The organism is Sulfitobacter sp. SH22, assembly GCF_965641905.1.
Taxonomy (GTDB): domain Bacteria; phylum Pseudomonadota; class Alphaproteobacteria; order Rhodobacterales; family Rhodobacteraceae; genus Sulfitobacter.
This window is the reverse complement of sequence record NZ_OZ282573.1, coordinates 938,179-954,915: the sequence shown is the minus strand read 5'-3', so window position 1 is coordinate 954,915 and position 16,737 is coordinate 938,179. Positions and strand designations below refer to the sequence as shown.

Below are 16,737 nucleotides of genomic sequence, written 5' to 3'. Positions count from 1 at the left end.
AATGCGGCGTCTTCTGTTGATCCTGTCGTTATTCCTGCCCCTGCCCGCATGGGCCCAAAGCGTGGACGAGCGCCCAGCGGTTCTGGTGGCTGACGATTTGCTGATCACCCGTGATCGTGTTCTGGTTGCGCGCGGAAATGTCGAGGCGTTTCAAGGTGATACCCGCATTCGCGCAAAATCCATCAGCTATGACGGACAATCCGGCGCGCTGACCATCGAAGGGCCGATTGTGCTGACCGATGGCACGGGCAGTGTGATTTTGGCCGATGCCGCAGAACTGGACGCCGGGTTGCAAAACGGTCTGCTTCTGGGCGCGCGCATGGTGTTGAACCAGCAGGTGCAACTGGCCGCCGTGCAGCTTGACCGGGTCGACGGGCGCTATAGCCAGCTTTATAAAACCGCCGTAACCTCTTGTAAAATATGCAATGATGGCGAAGTGCCCCTGTGGCAGATCCGCGCCCGCCGGGTGATCCATGACGAAGCCGCCCAACAGCTTTATTTTGACGATGCGAGGTTTCACATCAGAACCGTACCGGTTTTTTACCTGCCGCGTTTGCGCATGCCCGACCCGACCCTTGACCGCGCCACCGGCTTTCTGACGCCATCGGTGCGCACCACGTCCCAGTTGGGGACAGGGATCAAGGTTCCGTATTTCATCAAACTGGGCGACAGCCGCGATCTGACGCTGACCCCTTACCTGTCGACCGCCACCCGCACGCTTGAATTCCGGTACCGTCAGGCTTTTGTCACCGGACGTATGTCCTTCGAGGGGGCCTATACCCGCGATGACGAACTGCCCGGTACAACGCGCGGCTATCTGGTCGGGGACGGCACATTCGATCTGCCGCGCGATTACGAGCTGAGCTTTAACATCAAGATTGTCAGCGACGACGCCTATTTCACGGAATACGGTTATTCCGACGAAGACCGCCTGCGCAGTGATGTCACCGTGACCCGCGCCCGCCGCGACAACTATGTGCGCGCAAGCCTGTACAACTTTGAAACCCTGCGGGACGGCGAAATCAACTCCACCCTGCCGACGCTGGTGATTGACGGCGAAGTCGAACGCAGGTTCTTTCCAAAATCCCTCGGTGGCGAGGTCCGGTTATCGCTTCAGGCCCACAGCCATCAACGCAGTTCGGTGATTGATGTGATCGGGCGCGATGTTGCGCGGATCAATGGCAAGGTGGAGTATCTGCAACGCTTTACCCATCAAAGCGGTTTCGTCACCGATGCCCGTGGCGGGCTCAGTTTCAACGCCTTTGACATTACCCAAGACAGCAGTTTCGAGCAAAACCACGCTGAACTGGTGCCCTTTGCCGCGGTCGGGCTGAGCTATCCGATGATCCGCCGTGGTGCCAATGGCGTCACCCAAACCCTGGCCCCGCTGGCGCAAATCGGTTGGGTTGGCGGGCAACGCCTGAACATCCCCAACGACGAAAGCACGCGGGTCGAATTCGATCAGGGCAATCTGCTAAGCCTGTCGCGCTTCCCGCGTCCAGACCGGCGCGAACGCGGCACGCTCTCTGCCGTGGGGGTGACATGGGCGCGGGTTGACCCAAAAGGCTGGGATGCCCATCTGGCCGTCGGTCAGGTCTTCCGCTCCGTCTTTGACGCCGAATTCACCGATACATCCGGCATGTCCGGCACCAGTTCCGATATCCTGCTGGCGGGGCAAATCAGAAACCGCGCCGGTATGTCCCTGACCGCACGCACCTTGGTGGACAGCGATTTGCAGATTTCCAAGGCCGAACTGCGCGGCGATTGGCTGTTTCGCAATGCCAGTCTGGGTGGAACCTTTGTCTGGCTCGAGACCGATCTGGTCGAAAACCGGCCCGATCCCATATCCGAACTGTCGCTGGACGGGTCCTATGATTTCCGCAAACATTGGACGGCCAGCGCGGACGTGCGCTATGATATCGAAAACCGGCGCGCGGCAACGGCGGGGCTGGGCCTGACCTATAACAACGAATGCGTCAGCGTCGACCTTTTGGTCCGCCGGCGCTATACCTCATCAACAAGTGTTGAGCCCTCGACGGATATCGGGTTTAACATCGGCCTGCGGGGCTTCTCGGCCTCCAACGGAAAAGAAAGATATGTGCGATCATGTGGGATGTAACTAAGATGAACCTGAACCGTCTGACACAGAGTGTTGCGATCATCGGCCTTGCCGTGATCACAGCCGCCCCCGCGCTTGCGCAAAACCTCTATGCGCCGGTGGCAAAGGTGAACCAGTCTGTTGTGACCGAATTCGAGGTTCAACAGCGCCAGCGGTTCTTGCAACTGCTGAACGCACCCGGTGCCACCCGCGAAGGCGCGATTGATACCTTGATCGACGAACGCCTGCGCAACGAAGCGGTGGCCGATGCCGGGATCGAACTGACCGCCGAAGGCATCAACGAAAGTCTTGAAGAGTTTGCAAGCCGTGCAAACCTGAGCGCTGCCGAATTCACCAAAGCGCTTGGTCAGGCCGGCGTCTCCCCCGAGACCTTCCGCGATTTCGTCGTCAATTCAATCGGCTGGCGTGAACTTGTCCGGGCGCGCTATGCGTCCCGCGTGCAGATCACCGACGCCGAAATCAGCCGCGCGCTCGGGACAACACGGGGCAGCGGTGTGCGGGTTCTTGTGTCGGAAATCATCATTCCCGCCCCGCCGCAAAACGCAGCCCGCGTGAACGCGCTGGCGGAACAAATCTCGCAGACCCGCTCGGTTTCCGAATTCTCGAACTACGCCAGCAAATATTCCGCGACCGCATCGCGCGGCCGTGGCGGGCGTCTGGACTGGCAAGACCTCTCCGCCTTGCCACCCAGCCTGCAAGGGTTGATCCTGGGCCTCGCACCGGGCGAGGTGACAGCACCGCTGCCGATCCCCAATGCCGTGGCCTTGTTCCAGTTGCGCGACATTCAGGAAACCAGCACATCGGCACCGACATATTCCACGATTGATTATGCCGCTTACTATCTTGCCGGTGGCCGCAGCCCTGAAACCTTGGCGCAAGCGGCGAAAATCCGCGCCCGCGTCGACAATTGCAACGATCTTTACGGCGAAGCCAAAGGCCAGCCCGCCGAAGTGCTGGAACGTGTGACCAAAAGCCCGGGCGAGATTTCGCAGGACATCGCGATCGAGCTTTCCAAGCTTGATCCGGGCGAAGTCTCCACCGCGCTAACCCGCTCCAACGGTCAAACGCTGATGTTCCTGATGATGTGTGGCCGCACCGCCGCCGCCAATCAGGAAGCCAGCCGCGAAGACGTGATCAACGCCCTGCGCCAGCAACGTCTGGTGGGCTATGCGGATCAGCTGCTTGCGGAATTGAAAGCCAACGCGCGCATCGTCCGCAAATGATCCGGTCAACACGGCCTGTCGTCATCTCTTGCGGAGAGCCGGCAGGCATCGGCCCCGAGGTCGCAGCCCGTGCATGGGCCGTGCTCGCTGGTGAGGTCCCGATGCTCTGGCTGGGCGACCCGCGCCATCTGCCCGCCGATATCCCCCACCGCGTGATTGATCGCTGTGATCAGGCCCTTGATGTCGGCACCGATGCACTGCCGGTTCTGCCCCACCCCTTCCCCGCGCCCAATGTGGCGGGTCAGGCCGACCCCGCCAATGCCCAAGCCGTGATTGATGTGATCGCACGGGGCGTTGATCTGGTGCGCGCGGGCGATGCCTGTGCGCTGACCACCGCGCCGATCCATAAAAAGGCCCTCAAAGACGGGGCCAATTTCGCCTATCCGGGTCATACCGAATATCTTGCGGCCCTTGCGGGCGTCGATGATGTGGTGATGATGCTGGCGTCGGATCAGTTGCGCGTGGTGCCTGCAACAATCCATATCGCGCTGGATCAGGTGGCCCATGTGCTGACCCCGTCGCACCTGCGCCGGGTGATCGAAATCACTGCGGCGGGGCTGACCGCCCAATTCGGCATCGCCAAGCCCAGAATCGCCATCGCAGGGTTAAACCCCCACGCAGGCGAAGGCGGCACCATGGGCCGGCAGGAAATCGACTGGATGAATGATCTGGTCGCCACCATGCAAGCCGAAGGCTATGACCTGATGGGCCCCCTGCCTGCCGATACAATGTTCCACGCCGCAGCCCGTGCCCGCTATGACGCGGCGATTGCAATGTACCATGATCAGGCGCTGATCCCGATCAAGACCCTCGATTTCGACCGCGGCGTCAATGTGACCCTGGGCCTGCCCTTTATCCGGACCTCGCCGGACCACGGCACGGCCTTTGACATCGCCGGAAAAGGCATCGCAAACCCCACCAGTATGGTCGAGGCCATTCGCCTTGCCTATAAAATGGCGGGGTCCTGATGCTTCTCTGGCTCTTAAATATCCTCGCCGAAGGCGAAAGTACAACATGACCACAATCGATACCCTGCCGCCCCTGCGCGACGTCATCAACACCCATGATCTCAAAGCCCGCAAATCGCTGGGCCAGAACTTTCTGCTTGATCTGAACCTCACCGCTAAAATCGCGCGGCAGGCAGGGGATATGTCGGGCTGCGATGTGCTTGAAATCGGGCCTGGCCCCGGGGGGCTGACCCGTGGCCTGCTGGCCGAAGGGGCGCGGCGCGTGCTGGCCATCGAAAAAGACAAACGCTGCCTGCCCGCCTTGAACGAGATCGCCGAGGCTTACCCGGGCCGCCTGACAGTGATCGAAGGCGACGCTCTCGAGATCGACCCGCTGGCCTATCTGACCCCGCCGATCCGTATCGCGGCGAACCTGCCCTATAATGTCGGCACGGAACTGCTGGTACGCTGGCTGACCCCTGCGCAATGGCCCCCGTTCTGGGAAAGCCTGACCTTGATGTTCCAACGCGAAGTCGCGGAACGCATCGTTGCCAAGCCGGGTTCCAAAGCCTACGGGCGGCTGGCCTTGCTGGCGCAATGGCGGGCGGATGCGCGGATCGTGATGAACCTCCCCCCCGAGGCCTTTACCCCGCCGCCCAAAGTGTCGTCTGCGGTGGTCCATCTGACTGCTCTGGCAGAGCCGCGTTACCCTGCCGATCCCGCCGTGCTCAGCCGTATTGTGGCGATGGCGTTCAACCAGCGCCGCAAAATGTTGCGCTCGGCGCTCAAAGGCGCGGCACCCGATATCGAGGACCGTTTGATCGCTGCCGGCATCAAACCGACCGAGCGCGCCGAACAAGTCTCGCTTGAGGCGTTCTGTGCGCTGGCCCGCGAGCTGGCCAAACCCTAGGCATCCGAGCATCAGCTTTCGATGGTAAAACGAAAAAGGCCCCGCAAATTGCGAGGCCTTTTCGATAAAATCCACGGTGCTTTATTCAGCCGCTTCCGTGTGGTCGCCACCCGCGTCCGGTGACGCGTTCGACGCATCATCAGCCTTGGGCTGTGGTTTGCGACGGGGCGCACGGCGGGGTTTTGGCTTGCTCTCGGGTGTCTCGACCAGATTGCTGTCGCTGTCATCACCAGCTTGCGACGCATCCTCGCCCTGAGGGGCATCGGGTTGCTTGGGGTGGCGGTTGCTGCTGCGGCGGCGTTTTGGCGCGTCGCCACTGTCTTGGGCAGGCTGCTGTCTTTGATCACCGTCACTGGCTTGTGTGCTTGGCTGGTCTGCACCGTTTGCATCGCCCTCATGCGAAGGTCCGCCATTGGCGGCATCGCGTTCCTGACGCTCGGCCCGCTCGCGGTCCCGCTCGGCCTGGCGTTCGCGGTTCTGGCGGTCTTGTTCTTCCTGACGCTCGCGCTGCTGGCGTTCCTGCTCTTCGCGACGCTGGTCCATCTCGCGCTGTGCTTCGGACAGCATGCGCAGATAATGCTCGGCGTGCTGCTGAAAGTTTTCGGCCGCAACGCGGTCATTGCTCAGCTGGGCATCGCGGGCAAGCTGGTTATATTTCTCGATAACCTGCTGCGGCGTGCCGCGCACTTTGCCTTCGGGGCCAGAGCTGTCGAACACGCGGTTCACGACGTTGCCGCCACTTTGCGGTTGGCGGTTGCGACTGTTCTTGGATCGGGAACGTGATCTGGAAGATTTCATGTAATTCGTTCAGCCTTGTTATGCTGTGCTTCGAGAAAGCCGCCGGATGCATTTACATCCTTCAAAAGCGCGCCATACGATATGTTGGGCTTAGCGCCGAGCGGGACCGCCAATGTAGCATCCACCGCTTCAACAAGATTGAATAAGCACGGCTATGAGGTGCGATCAAGCACAAACTGTCAAGAATATGAAAGATCGGGTGGATTTTGGCATTTTCATGCTGGCGTATCGGCCCAAAGGACACGGTCGCGCCCGTCCAGATCGGGCAGCACCCGAACCCGGCCCCATCCGGCGGCTTTGAAAATCCCTGCCACATCCGGGCCTTGCTGCCAGCCGATTTCGGCCAGCACACGGCCGGTGGCGGTCAGATAGCCCTGGGCCTGGGATGCAATCACCCGGTAGGCGCTGAGCCCGTCCAGCCCGTCGGTCAAGGCCATCTCGGGTTCGTGCAGCCGCAATTCGGGCGATACGCCCGCCATTTCGGATTTTGCCAGATAGGGCGGATTGGCGACGATCAGGTCAAACCGACCGTCCGCCGCCTCGAACCAGTCGGATTTCCGGATGTCTGCCCGCGCATGCACCCCGTGCAGCACCGCATTGGCACTGGCTTGCAGGCAGGCCGATTCCGACAGGTCCAGCCCCACGCCATGGGCGTCCTGCTGCTCTGCCAGCAAGGTCACCAGAATGCAGCCCGACCCGGTGCCCAGGTCCAGCACCCGCTCAAAGGGTTCGGACAGGGCCAGCTCGATCAGCGTCTCGGTTTCGGGGCGCGGGTCCAGCACATCGCGGCTGACCTTGAAATCGCGCCCGTAGAACGCGCGTTGGCCGACCAGATGAGACACAGGTACCCGCACAACCCGCAACGCAATCAGGTTCTCATAGCGTTCTGCGATTTCTGGGGCGATTTCTTCGGGCGCGATCAAGGTGACGCGCGATGCGTCCACCGATGCCGCATGGGCCAGCAACAGCCGCGCATCACGGGCCGGATCAGGCACCCCTGCCGCGCGCAGACGTGCCGCAGCTGATGCCATCGCTTGCGCCGCTGTCGGCGCGCTCACTGGCCCATCTCCGCCATCATGCGGGCTTGGGCATCTGCGGTTAGCGCGTCGATGATTTCGTCCAGATCGCCCTGCAAAATGGCATCAAGGCGGTACAGGGTCAGGTTGATCCGGTGATCGGTCATCCGCCCTTGGGGAAAGTTATAGGTCCTGATCCGCTCAGACCGGTCGCCCGACCCGACTTGCGCCGCCCGATCGGCCGATCGCGCAGTGTCCACGCGCTGACGCTCCGCATCATAGAGCCGCGCTTTGAGCACCTGCATCGCGATCTCGCGGTTGCGGTGCTGGGATTTCTCTGACGACGTGACGACAATGCCGGTGGGGATATGGGTGATCCGCACGGCGGAATCGGTGGTGTTGACGTGCTGGCCCCCTGCCCCCGAACTGCGCATCGTGTCGATCCGCAAATCATTGGGGTCGATGTGAATATCCACATCCTCGGCCTCGGGCAGCACGGCGACAGTTGCCGCCGAGGTGTGAATGCGCCCGCCGCTTTCGGTGGTGGGCACGCGCTGAACGCGGTGCACGCCGGATTCGTATTTCAAACGGGCAAAGACATTCTGACCCTTGATATGGGCCACGACTTCCTTGACGCCGCCCAACTCGGTCATCTGCTCTTCGATCAGATCAAACTTCCAGCCCTGCGTTTCGGCATAGCGCTGGTACATGCGCAACAGGTCCGCCGCGAATAACGCAGCCTCGTCACCGCCGGTACCGGGGCGGATCTCCAGCATCGCAGGTTTCGCATCGGCCGCATCCTTGGGCAGCAACGCCAGTTGCAACGATGCTTCGGCTTTGGGCAAGGCGGCCTTCAGGCGGGGCAATTCTTCCTCGGCCAGCTCCGCCATTTCGGGGTCTTTCAGCATGGCCCGCGCGTCGTCCATGTCCTGCAACAGCTGGCGGTATTCCTCAATCTGCTCGACCACAGGGCGCAGGTCGGCATATTCCTTGGCCAGCTTGGCGAAATCGGCACCATCCGACCCGGACGACATCGACGCTTCCAGAAACTGGAAACGTTGGGTGATTTGAGCAAGGCGGTCCATGGGGATCATCGGGTTTCTGTCGCTGATGATCGCGCTATGGTCAAGGGCCGCTGTGTGCTAATATCCAACCTCATGAAACAGATTGCTCTGATATTGGGCCTGTTTGCCCCGCCTGCCGCCGCCCAGTCCACCTATCCCAGCGGAAAGCCGGTCGATTGCTTTTGCACCGACACCCAAGGCAAACGGGTCGAACTGGGCGATACCATCTGCATGGAGGTGGGCGGTCGGCTGTTTCTTGCGCAATGCCAGATGTCGCTCAACGTGCCGATGTGGCGCGAGGTGCAACAAGGCTGCCAGACCTCAAGGCTGGACCGCGACCCCGATGGACGCCAGAACCTGTTTAAGCCGTTTCCGGTTCACGCCCATATCTGACCGGCCAAACCGCAACCGGCTGAAAAACGTCATGCGGCTCTGGTCGTCCGAAACAGCAACCGTGGTGTAATCGGGAAACCCCCAAAGCAGCGAGCGGGTCACGTAAATCTGCTGGCCTGCCACCTCGCCCAGCTTCTGGCTCCGTGGCTGCGCCAGTATCGCGGCCTCAAATGCCTCCAGCACGGGCTTGGGGTCCTGATCAACCGCGGCCACAACCCTGAAACCACCCTCCGTCGGATAGGCCCCCGGCGCATCGGCATTGGCATCCACGGTCCAGTTCGCCGCGTCACCGGGGGCAAAGCGCACATAGGCCTGCACCCCGACAAACACCAAAACCACGACCCAAAAGAAACCCATCATTCGCTTACCCTTCATTTTGCCAAATAAACTCCCCGCGGAGCGTCCGCCGGATCAGCGATACGCAACGCCGGGCAGGATACACATGATTTCAAACAGGATATTCGCCCCTGTCAGCGCCGTGTTCCCCGATGTGTCATAGGGCGGCGATACTTCAACCAGATCGGCCCCCACGACGTTCAACCCCTTGAGCGCACGCAAAAGCTCCAGCGCCTGCGGCGTGGTCAGGCCGCCGATTTCAGGCGTGCCGGTACCCGGTGCATAGGCCGGATCAAGGCTGTCGATGTCATAGGTGATATAGACCGGTGCATCGCCGATATCGCGCCGGATTTCCGCCCCCAGGGGCGACAGGCTGCGGTGCCACAGCTCATGTGCGGGGAACTGCTGGAACCCCCAACCGGCGGCTTCGGTGAAGTCATCGGCCCCGTAACCCGACCCGCGAAGGCCGATTTGATAGGTCTTCTCCGAGTTTATCAGACCTTCTTCATAGGCGCGGCGAAAGACGGTGCCGTGGGTTTCGCGCTCTCCGAACATCTCGTCGTTGACGTCTGCATGGGCATCCACATGGACAAGGGCCAGCGGCCCGTGCCGTTTCGCCATTGCCCGCAGGATCGGCAGGGTGATCGAATGATCGCCCCCGATTGCCAGCGGCATCGCGTCATACTTCAAGATCGCGTCGTAACTCTCTTGAATGATTGATAAACTATCTGAAAGGGAAAATGTGTTGATCGCCAGATCACCAATATCAGCGACCTGCAGCCCGTCAAAAGGTGCCGCCCCTGTGGCCAGATTATAGGGCCGCAGCATCGCGCTCTCGGCGCGGACCTGTTTTGGGCCAAAGCGCGTGCCGGACCGCCACGAGGTGCCGATATCCAGTGGAATACCCAGCACCGCGACGTCCAACCCCTTGAGGTCACTTGCCGACGGCAAGCGCATAAACGTGTTGGGCCCCGAAAACCGCGCCAGATCATTGCCGCTGATGGGTTGGTTTTTCTTGCTCATGTGTTTCGCATTCTCCATCCCAACAGGCACAGGATTTCTGTCGCCACATGTGCGCCCGCGATTGCCGTGGCCCCGGTGGTGTCAAAGGGGGGTGAGACTTCGACAATGTCGCCACCGACGATGTTGATCCCCGCCAGATCACGCATCATGATCGCGCATTGCGCCGATGTCAGCCCACCCCATACCGGCGTGCCGGTACCGGGCGCAAAGGCCGGATCAAGGGCGTCGATGTCAAAGGTCAGATAACAGGGCCGGTCGCCAAGCACCTGTTTGATCTTGGCCACTGCCGCTTGCGGGCCTTTCTCATGGACTTCGCGGGCGTCGATCGTCGTGACCCCCAAAGTGTCCGGATTGGTCGTCCTGATGCCGACCTGAACGGAAGTGTGCGGATCAACGATGCCGGATTTGACCGCCTTGTAGAACATCGTGCCGTGGTCGATCCGGTCCATGTCATCATCGGGCCATGTGTCGGAATGCGCATCGAATTGCAGCAGGCTGATCGGCCCGTATTTTTCGGCATAGGCCTTGAGGATCGGGAAGCTGATGTAATGATCGCCGCCCAGCACCACACTTGCGGCACCTGCGTCCAGTATTCCCTTGATATGTTTGGTCAAAGCGGCAGGAAACTGGCTGGTGTGCCCGTAATCAAACGCCAGATCGCCATAATCGGCGATGGCAAATTCGCTTAGCACGTCGAAATCCCAACCATAGGGCGGATCATAGGGCTGCAAGCTGGATGCCTCGCGGATCGCGCGCGGGCCAAGGCGGGTGCCGGTGCGGTTGGTCACGGCTTGGTCAAACGGCACGCCGGTCACGGCGATGTCAACGCCGCGCAGGTCTTTGGTATAGCGCCGGCGTAGAAATGACGTCGCCCCGCCAAAGGCGTTCTCAAAGCTTGGTCCCTTTAGCTCCTCGCGGGTAAAGGCCTGATCAACTTGGGTTTTTGCGTCTTCTAGTGCCATTAGTGACCTGCCGTCGGTTGAAGCTGTTCGACCAGCTGCACAAAGAACGACGCCCCAACGGGGGCAACATCATCGTTGAAGTTGAATTTCGGATGGTGAAGCCCCGCTCCCTCGCCAGCGCCCAAGAACAGATAGGCACCGGGGCGTTCTTCCAGCATATAGGCGAAATCCTCGGCACCGGCGACGCGGGGGAATTCCGCATCGACATTTGCATCGCCCACGACGCTGCGGGCCACATCGGCGGCCAGCGCAGTTTGCTCGGGGGCGTTCACGGTGCTGGGATACCCTTCTTCGTAGTCGAGCGTTGCGGTCACGCCGTAACTTGCCGCCTGCCCCTGAATGATCGCTTCCATCCGCGTGCGGATCAGCGTCTGCACATCCTTGTCAAAGGTCCGCACGGTCCCGTTGATCATCGCGGTATCGGGGATGATGTTGCTGGCCGATCCGGTGTGGATCTGCGTCACCGAAATCACATGTTCCTGCGCCGACAGAACGTTCCGGCTGGAAATCGTCTGGATCGCCTGCACGATGCCGCAGGCGGCAACGACCGGATCGGCAGTTTCATGCGGCATGGCCCCATGGCCGCCGCGCCCGTTGATCTGGATGGTAAAGGAATCGACCGCCGCCATGATCGGCCCCGGCGTGGTGAAAAACGCCCCGAATTCGGCCCCGGGCATGTTGTGGATGCCGTAAACCTGCGCGATGTCGAAACGGTCCATCATGCCTTCGGCACACATCACCTGCGCGCCGCCGCCGTCTTCTTCGGCAGGTTGGAAAATCAGCGCCACACGGCCCGCGAAATTGCGCGTCTCGACCATGTATTTAGCGGCTCCCAGCAGCATCGCCGTATGGCCGTCATGGCCGCAGGCGTGCATTTTGCCTGCATGCGTCGACGCGTATTCGACGCCGGTTTCCTCAAGGATCGGCAGCGCGTCAAAATCTGCGCGCAACCCGATCGTGGGGCCGTCGCCATTGCCGTTGATGATCGCCACAATGCCGGTCTGCGCGATGCCTTCGTGAATTTCGTCGACGCCGAATTCTTGCAGCCGTTCCTTGATAAAGGCGGCGGTCTTGGGGCAGTCAAAGCCCAGTTCAGGGATCGTGTGCAGATGTCTGCGCCATTCGGTCATCAAAGGGGCAAAATCGGCGATGCGGTTGACGACGGGCATTGGGTGGACTCCTGCATATATCTTGGTCAGGTTGCATCTGACACCAGACACAAGGGCGCTGCAATGGGCGAGAAGACGAAAGATGCATTGATCCACGATCAAAGCGCGGGAATTGAGCGGTTGTTGGAGATCATGCGCCGTTTGCGGGATCCCGAAACCGGATGCCCGTGGGACATCGAACAGGATTTCGCCAGCATCGCCCCCTATACCATTGAAGAAGCTTACGAAGTTGCCGATGCGATTGAACGTGGCGACTGGCCCGAGCTTGAGGGCGAATTGGGCGATCTGCTGCTGCAAACCGTCTATCACACCGCCATGGGCGAAGAAGACGGGCATTTCACCTTTCAATCCGTGGTGCGCAACATCAGCGACAAGATGGTCGCGCGGCATCCGCATGTGTTTGGTGATGAATCGCGCGACAAATCAGCCGATCAGCAAACCGCTGATTGGGAAAAGATCAAGGCGGCTGAACGCGCGGACAAGGCCCAAGGCGGCGCGCTGGACGGGGTTGCCGTGGGCCTGCCCGCCCTGCTGCGCGCCTACAAGCTGCAAAAACGGGCGGCGCGTGTGGGGTTTGACTGGCCCGATACCGGCGATGTCGTCGCCAAAATAGCCGAGGAAGCCGCCGAACTGGTCGAAGCCCGCGATACCCTGACCCAGGCCGAGGTAGAAGAGGAATTCGGCGATCTGATGTTCGTGATGGCCAATCTGGGGCGGCATCTGGGCCTTGACCCCGAAGCGGCCCTGCGCAGTGCCAATGCCAAGTTCATCCGCCGCTTTGAAGGGGTCGAGGCGCGGTTGGCTGACATCGGGAAAACCCCCGCAGAAAGCGATCTGGCCGAGATGGATGCGCTGTGGGATGCGGTGAAACGGGCGGAACGCAGCTAGTCCAACCGCTGTCTGCTGGACAAGCGGCACGGCATGCGGCAAGGCAATGAACCAGGCACGACAGGAGAGTTAACCATGACACCGCGCAAGATTATCATCGATACCGATCCCGGTCAGGACGATGCGGTTGCGATCCTGCTGGCGCTGGCCAGCCCCGAAGATATCGAGTTGTTGGGCATCACCTGCGTCGCGGGCAACGTGCCGCTTGATCTGACCACACGCAATGCGCGGATCGTGTGTGAACTGGCGGGCAAGACCGATGTAAAGGTGTTTGCCGGTTGCGACCGCCCCTTGGGCCGCGAACTGGTCACGGCGGAACATGTGCATGGCAAAACCGGCCTTGATGGCCCCGATCTGCCCGAACCCACGATGCCGCTGCAAGACGGTCACGCGGTTGATTTCATCATTGATACCTTGCGCGATCATGCCCCCGGCACCGTGACGCTTTGCCCGCTGGGGCCGCTGACCAACATTGCCACAGCGCTGGAGAAAGCCCCCGATATCGCCAATCGCATCGCCAAGATCGTGCTGATGGGCGGCGGCTATTTCGAGGGGGGCAATATTACGCCCGTTGCCGAGTTCAACATTTATGTCGATCCGCAAGCTGCTGATATTGTTGTTAAATCCGGCGTTCCAATCGTGATCATGCCGCTGGATGTCACCCACAAGGCGCTGGTCACCGCCGCGCGCAACGATGCATTCCGCAACATCGGCAGCCCCGTTGGCGTCGCCGTGGCGCAGATGACCGAATTCTTTGAGCGGTTCGACAAGGAAAAATACGGCTCCGAAGGGGCCCCTTTGCATGATCCTTGCGTGACCGCCTATCTGATCCGGCCCGATCTGTTCACGGGCCGCCACATCAACGTCGAGATCGAAACCCAGTCCGAGCTGACAATGGGCATGACCGTTGCTGATTGGTGGGGTGTGACCGACCGTGCGCCCAATGCGACCTTTATGGGCGATATCGACGCCGACGGGTTTTTCAGCCTGTTGACCGAACGGCTGGCCCGGTTATGAGCGCCGCCTTTACCCTTGCCAGGCCAGAGCATCTGGAGCAGTTGATCGCACTTGTCGCGGCCTTTCACGCCGAGACAGGGATCACCCAAACAGACGAGGCGCGCCGCAACGGTCTTGCCCCGCTGCTGGACGGTATCCCCCACGGGGTTGCTTATTTGATCGGCCCTGCCCGTGCGCCCATCGGGTATGTCATCATCACTTTTGGCTGGTCGGTGGAATTTGGCGGGCTGGATGCGATTGTCGATGAAATCTATGTCCGGCCCGGTGTGCGCGGCCGCGGGATCGCCTCCGAGGCACTGTTGACCCTGCCCAATGCACTGTCCGGTGGCGGCGTAAAGGCCATGCATCTTGAGGTGGATAAGACCAACGAGAAGGCGCAAAAGCTTTATTCCCGCGCCGGGTTCAAACCCCGTGACAATTACATGTTCATGACCCGCAAGCTGTGATCGGGCTGGCGAAACGGGCCATCGGCCCCTATATCTGACCCATGACATTCAATGCCCCCTTCGATAACAGCTTTGCCGCCTTGCCGGATGGCTTTTATACCCGCATCACTCCGACGCCTGTGGCCGACCCCAAGCTGTTGGCCTTCAACGCGGATCTGGCCACGACCCTTGGTCTGGCCGAGGCCGGCACCGACGACCTGGCCTTTACTTTTGGTGGCAATGAACTGCCCCAAGGCGCAGACCCTTTGGCGCAGCTTTACGCAGGCCACCAGTTTGGCAATTACAACCCGCAGCTTGGCGATGGCCGTGCGATCCTGCTGGGCGAAGTCATCGACAGTACCGGCCAACGGCGCGATATCCAGCTAAAAGGGTCCGGTCCGACACCCTATTCGCGCGGCGGTGACGGGCGGGCGTGGCTTGGCCCTGTGTTGCGCGAATATGTGGTGTCCGAGGCGATGCACGCCCTTGGCATCCCCACGACCCGCGCCTTGGCCGCTGTCAGCACGGGCGAGGATATATACCGCGAAACCGCCCTGCCCGGTGCCGTGCTGACCCGCGTTGCCGCCAGCCATCTGCGCGTTGGCACGTTTCAGGTGTTCGCCCATCGCGGCGAGGTTGAAAACCTGTGCACCCTCACCGATTATGCCATCAAACGTCACTATCCGCAGGCCGACGGGCCTATGGGGCTGCTGCGCGCCGTTTCTGCTGCGCAGGCCGATCTGATCGCGGCGTGGATGTCTGTGGGGTTCATCCACGGGGTGATGAACACCGATAATTGCTCCATCTCGGGCGAGACGATTGATTACGGCCCCTGCGCCTTCATGGATGCGTTCCACGCCAACCGCGTGTTCAGCTTGATCGACCGTCAGGGGCGCTATGCGTTCTCCAACCAGCCGCAAATCGCGGTGTGGAACATGGCGCAGCTAGCCACCGCGCTGATCCAGCAGATGGAGGCGGCAGACGACGCCATCGCCGAGGCAACCGAGATCGTGCACGCCATGCCCGACCAGATCGAGGCGGCCTGGCTGAAACGGTTCGGTGCGAAAATCGGCATTTCCGAAGCGCAGCCCGAAGACGCCGCCTTGATCGATGACCTGCTGGCGTTGATGCAACAGAACGACGCGGATTTCACCAATGCGTTCCGCGCGTTGGGAACCGATACGGCGCAGGACCAGTTCACCGACCGCGACGCCTTTGCCGTGTGGCAGCACAGATGGCAGGCGCGTATTGCGTCGCAACCGGATGCGCAGGCCGTGATGGCGGCGGCAAACCCAGCGATCATCCCGCGCAATCACCGGATCGAACAGATGATTCAGGCGGCGGTTGCTGGCGACATGGCCCCGTTCAATCGGCTGATGACCGCACTGGCGACACCGTTCGAGGCGACGGACCCCGATCTGCACCGTCCGCCGACAGATCAGGAAATCGTGCCCGCGACCTTTTGCGGGACCTAGGCGTTTGGCAGGCGGGGCTTTCGGTTGATCAGGTAAATGCCCGCCGCCACCAACACCAAGGCAGCCCAGACCGACCATGCGACATGCTCGGACAGCAACAGCCACCCCAAGATCACCGAAAACACCGGTGACAGAAAGCTGAACGATGCCACGGTGGATGCGGGATAGACCGACATCAGCCAGAACCACGCCAGAAACCCAAGGCTGGCGACAGCGATGATCTGAAACCCCAGACCCGCCAGATGGATCATCTGAACGTCGCGGATCAAAGGGCCGAACAGCGGCGCGATCAGCACCAGAATGGGCCCGGAAATCGCAACCTGGCACATCAGCTGCTGCGCAGGCGGGACCTTTTCCAGCGGGGTGACCCGCACCAGCAACGCGATCCCGGCCCAACAAAACGCCGATGTCAGCGCCAGTATATCCCCTGTCCAGCTGACATGCCCGCCACTGCGGTCGCTCAGCGCCAGCGCCACGCCGGACATCGCCATCCCAAGCCCGATGATCTTGAGCCGGGTCAGGCGTTCACCGGGGATCAGGAAATTCGCGGCAATCGTCAGCCAAACCGGCATGGAATAGAAAATAATCGACGCCCGGCTGACGGTGGTGCCATCCAGCGCCATGAAAAGGCAGGTGAACTCAAAGGTGAACAGCAACCCCGATACGACAGCCCAGCCGCGCGCCGCGCGGGGAAAGGCAAAACTGACACCCCGCAGTTTCATCCAGATCACCAAAATCACAATCGCCCCAAGCGACCGCAGCCCCGCCGCAAACACCGGATTGAACCCGCCATTCGTGACTTTGATCACCACCTGGTTAAAGGCAAGGTTGAGGGCGAAAGCGATCAGCGCGATGGCCCCGAATGTGTCTATCTGAGATTTGCGTTCCATGCCTCACAAACCCGTGTTGCTTGCTGCTTGTCAATCGCATAAAGCCGCCGAGCTTTGGGCCGCAGGTCTATATTAGGTTGTG

The 16,737-nt window shown here is 61.0% G+C and carries 17 protein-coding genes; 9 read left to right on the top strand and 8 right to left on the bottom strand.

Translation table 11 applies throughout. The annotated features are described in order from the left end of the window. Position 1: 1 nt before the first annotated feature. From ACSQ13_RS06650 to rsmA, 4 genes are read left to right on the top strand one after another with little or no spacing between them, the layout of a single operon-like run. On the top strand, positions 2-2,119 hold the full coding sequence (locus ACSQ13_RS06650; protein ID WP_295508431.1) for an LPS-assembly protein LptD: 2,118 nt from the start codon (positions 2-4) through the stop codon (positions 2,117-2,119). Then, positions 2,107-3,342 (top strand): peptidylprolyl isomerase, encoded by a 1,236-nt coding sequence (locus tag ACSQ13_RS06645; protein WP_255200164.1) that lies wholly within the window; start codon positions 2,107-2,109, stop codon positions 3,340-3,342. The genes ACSQ13_RS06650 and ACSQ13_RS06645 overlap by 13 nt, the downstream gene beginning before the upstream one ends. Then, positions 3,339-4,310, top strand: a complete 972-nt coding sequence (gene pdxA, locus ACSQ13_RS06640; RefSeq protein ID WP_295508435.1) for a 4-hydroxythreonine-4-phosphate dehydrogenase PdxA — start codon at positions 3,339-3,341, stop codon at positions 4,308-4,310. Before ACSQ13_RS06645 ends, pdxA begins: the two co-directional genes overlap by 4 nt. Before the next feature lie 46 nt (positions 4,311-4,356). Continuing rightward, entirely contained in the window at positions 4,357-5,199 is an 843-nt protein-coding gene (gene rsmA / locus ACSQ13_RS06635) for a 16S rRNA (adenine(1518)-N(6)/adenine(1519)-N(6))-dimethyltransferase RsmA (protein WP_176249843.1), read from the top strand. Between the two features lie 81 nt (positions 5,200-5,280). On the opposite strand, the gene ACSQ13_RS06630 is transcribed toward rsmA, so the two are convergent. The 3 genes from ACSQ13_RS06630 to prfA all read right to left on the bottom strand — a co-directional run bounded on the left by ACSQ13_RS06630 (position 5,281) and on the right by prfA (position 8,107). Next, positions 5,281-5,997 (bottom strand): DUF4167 domain-containing protein, encoded by a 717-nt coding sequence (locus ACSQ13_RS06630; RefSeq protein ID WP_176249844.1) that lies wholly within the window; start codon positions 5,995-5,997, stop codon positions 5,281-5,283. A gap of 215 nt (positions 5,998-6,212) precedes the next feature. Continuing rightward, positions 6,213-7,055 (bottom strand): peptide chain release factor N(5)-glutamine methyltransferase, encoded by an 843-nt coding sequence (gene prmC / locus ACSQ13_RS06625; RefSeq protein ID WP_295508440.1) that lies wholly within the window; start codon positions 7,053-7,055, stop codon positions 6,213-6,215. Then, a complete protein-coding gene (prfA, locus tag ACSQ13_RS06620; RefSeq protein WP_176249846.1) occupies positions 7,052-8,107 on the bottom strand; it encodes a peptide chain release factor 1 in 1,056 nt (351 codons plus the stop codon). The genes prmC and prfA overlap by 4 nt, the downstream gene beginning before the upstream one ends. A gap of 63 nt (positions 8,108-8,170) precedes the next feature. Here prfA and ACSQ13_RS06615 point away from each other — a divergent pair, with 63 nt between their 5' ends. Further along, positions 8,171-8,470 (top strand): hypothetical protein, encoded by a 300-nt coding sequence (locus ACSQ13_RS06615; protein ID WP_295508443.1) that lies wholly within the window; start codon positions 8,171-8,173, stop codon positions 8,468-8,470. Here the strand turns inward: ACSQ13_RS06615 and ACSQ13_RS06610 are convergent. From ACSQ13_RS06610 to ACSQ13_RS06595, 4 genes are read right to left on the bottom strand one after another with little or no spacing between them, the layout of a single operon-like run. Then, positions 8,399-8,830 (bottom strand): DUF1499 domain-containing protein, encoded by a 432-nt coding sequence (locus ACSQ13_RS06610; RefSeq protein WP_295508446.1) that lies wholly within the window; start codon positions 8,828-8,830, stop codon positions 8,399-8,401. The genes ACSQ13_RS06615 and ACSQ13_RS06610 overlap by 72 nt on opposite strands. Before the next feature lie 51 nt (positions 8,831-8,881). Then, positions 8,882-9,829, bottom strand: a complete 948-nt coding sequence (speB, locus tag ACSQ13_RS06605; protein ID WP_176249849.1) for an agmatinase — start codon at positions 9,827-9,829, stop codon at positions 8,882-8,884. Next, positions 9,826-10,791 (bottom strand): agmatinase, encoded by a 966-nt coding sequence (gene speB, locus ACSQ13_RS06600; RefSeq protein ID WP_176249850.1) that lies wholly within the window; start codon positions 10,789-10,791, stop codon positions 9,826-9,828. Before speB (ACSQ13_RS06600) ends, speB (ACSQ13_RS06605) begins: the two co-directional genes overlap by 4 nt. Beyond that, positions 10,791-11,960, bottom strand: coding sequence for a M20 aminoacylase family protein (locus ACSQ13_RS06595; RefSeq protein ID WP_295508451.1), 1,170 nt, complete (start codon positions 11,958-11,960; stop codon positions 10,791-10,793). Before ACSQ13_RS06595 ends, speB (ACSQ13_RS06600) begins: the two co-directional genes overlap by 1 nt. Positions 11,961-12,023: 63 nt before the next feature. Here ACSQ13_RS06595 and mazG point away from each other — a divergent pair, with 63 nt between their 5' ends. From mazG to ACSQ13_RS06575, 4 genes are all read left to right on the top strand, one after another. Continuing rightward, complete coding sequence (gene mazG / locus ACSQ13_RS06590; protein ID WP_295508454.1) at positions 12,024-12,848, top strand: nucleoside triphosphate pyrophosphohydrolase; 825 nt, start codon at positions 12,024-12,026, stop codon at positions 12,846-12,848. A gap of 75 nt (positions 12,849-12,923) precedes the next feature. Then, positions 12,924-13,865, top strand: a complete 942-nt coding sequence (locus ACSQ13_RS06585; protein WP_295508456.1) for a nucleoside hydrolase — start codon at positions 12,924-12,926, stop codon at positions 13,863-13,865. Then, a complete protein-coding gene (locus ACSQ13_RS06580) occupies positions 13,862-14,311 on the top strand; it encodes a GNAT family N-acetyltransferase (protein WP_176249854.1) in 450 nt (149 codons plus the stop codon). The genes ACSQ13_RS06585 and ACSQ13_RS06580 overlap by 4 nt, the downstream gene beginning before the upstream one ends. 41 nt (positions 14,312-14,352) lie before the next feature. Continuing rightward, complete coding sequence (locus tag ACSQ13_RS06575) at positions 14,353-15,765, top strand: protein adenylyltransferase SelO (protein WP_295508459.1); 1,413 nt, start codon at positions 14,353-14,355, stop codon at positions 15,763-15,765. On the opposite strand, the gene ACSQ13_RS06570 is transcribed toward ACSQ13_RS06575, so the two are convergent. Beyond that, positions 15,762-16,655: a DMT family transporter gene (locus ACSQ13_RS06570; RefSeq protein ID WP_176249856.1), complete on the bottom strand. Its 894-nt coding sequence runs from the start codon at positions 16,653-16,655 to the stop codon at positions 15,762-15,764. The two genes, ACSQ13_RS06575 and ACSQ13_RS06570, sit on opposite strands and share 4 nt — an antisense overlap. Positions 16,656-16,737: the final 82 nt, after the last annotated feature.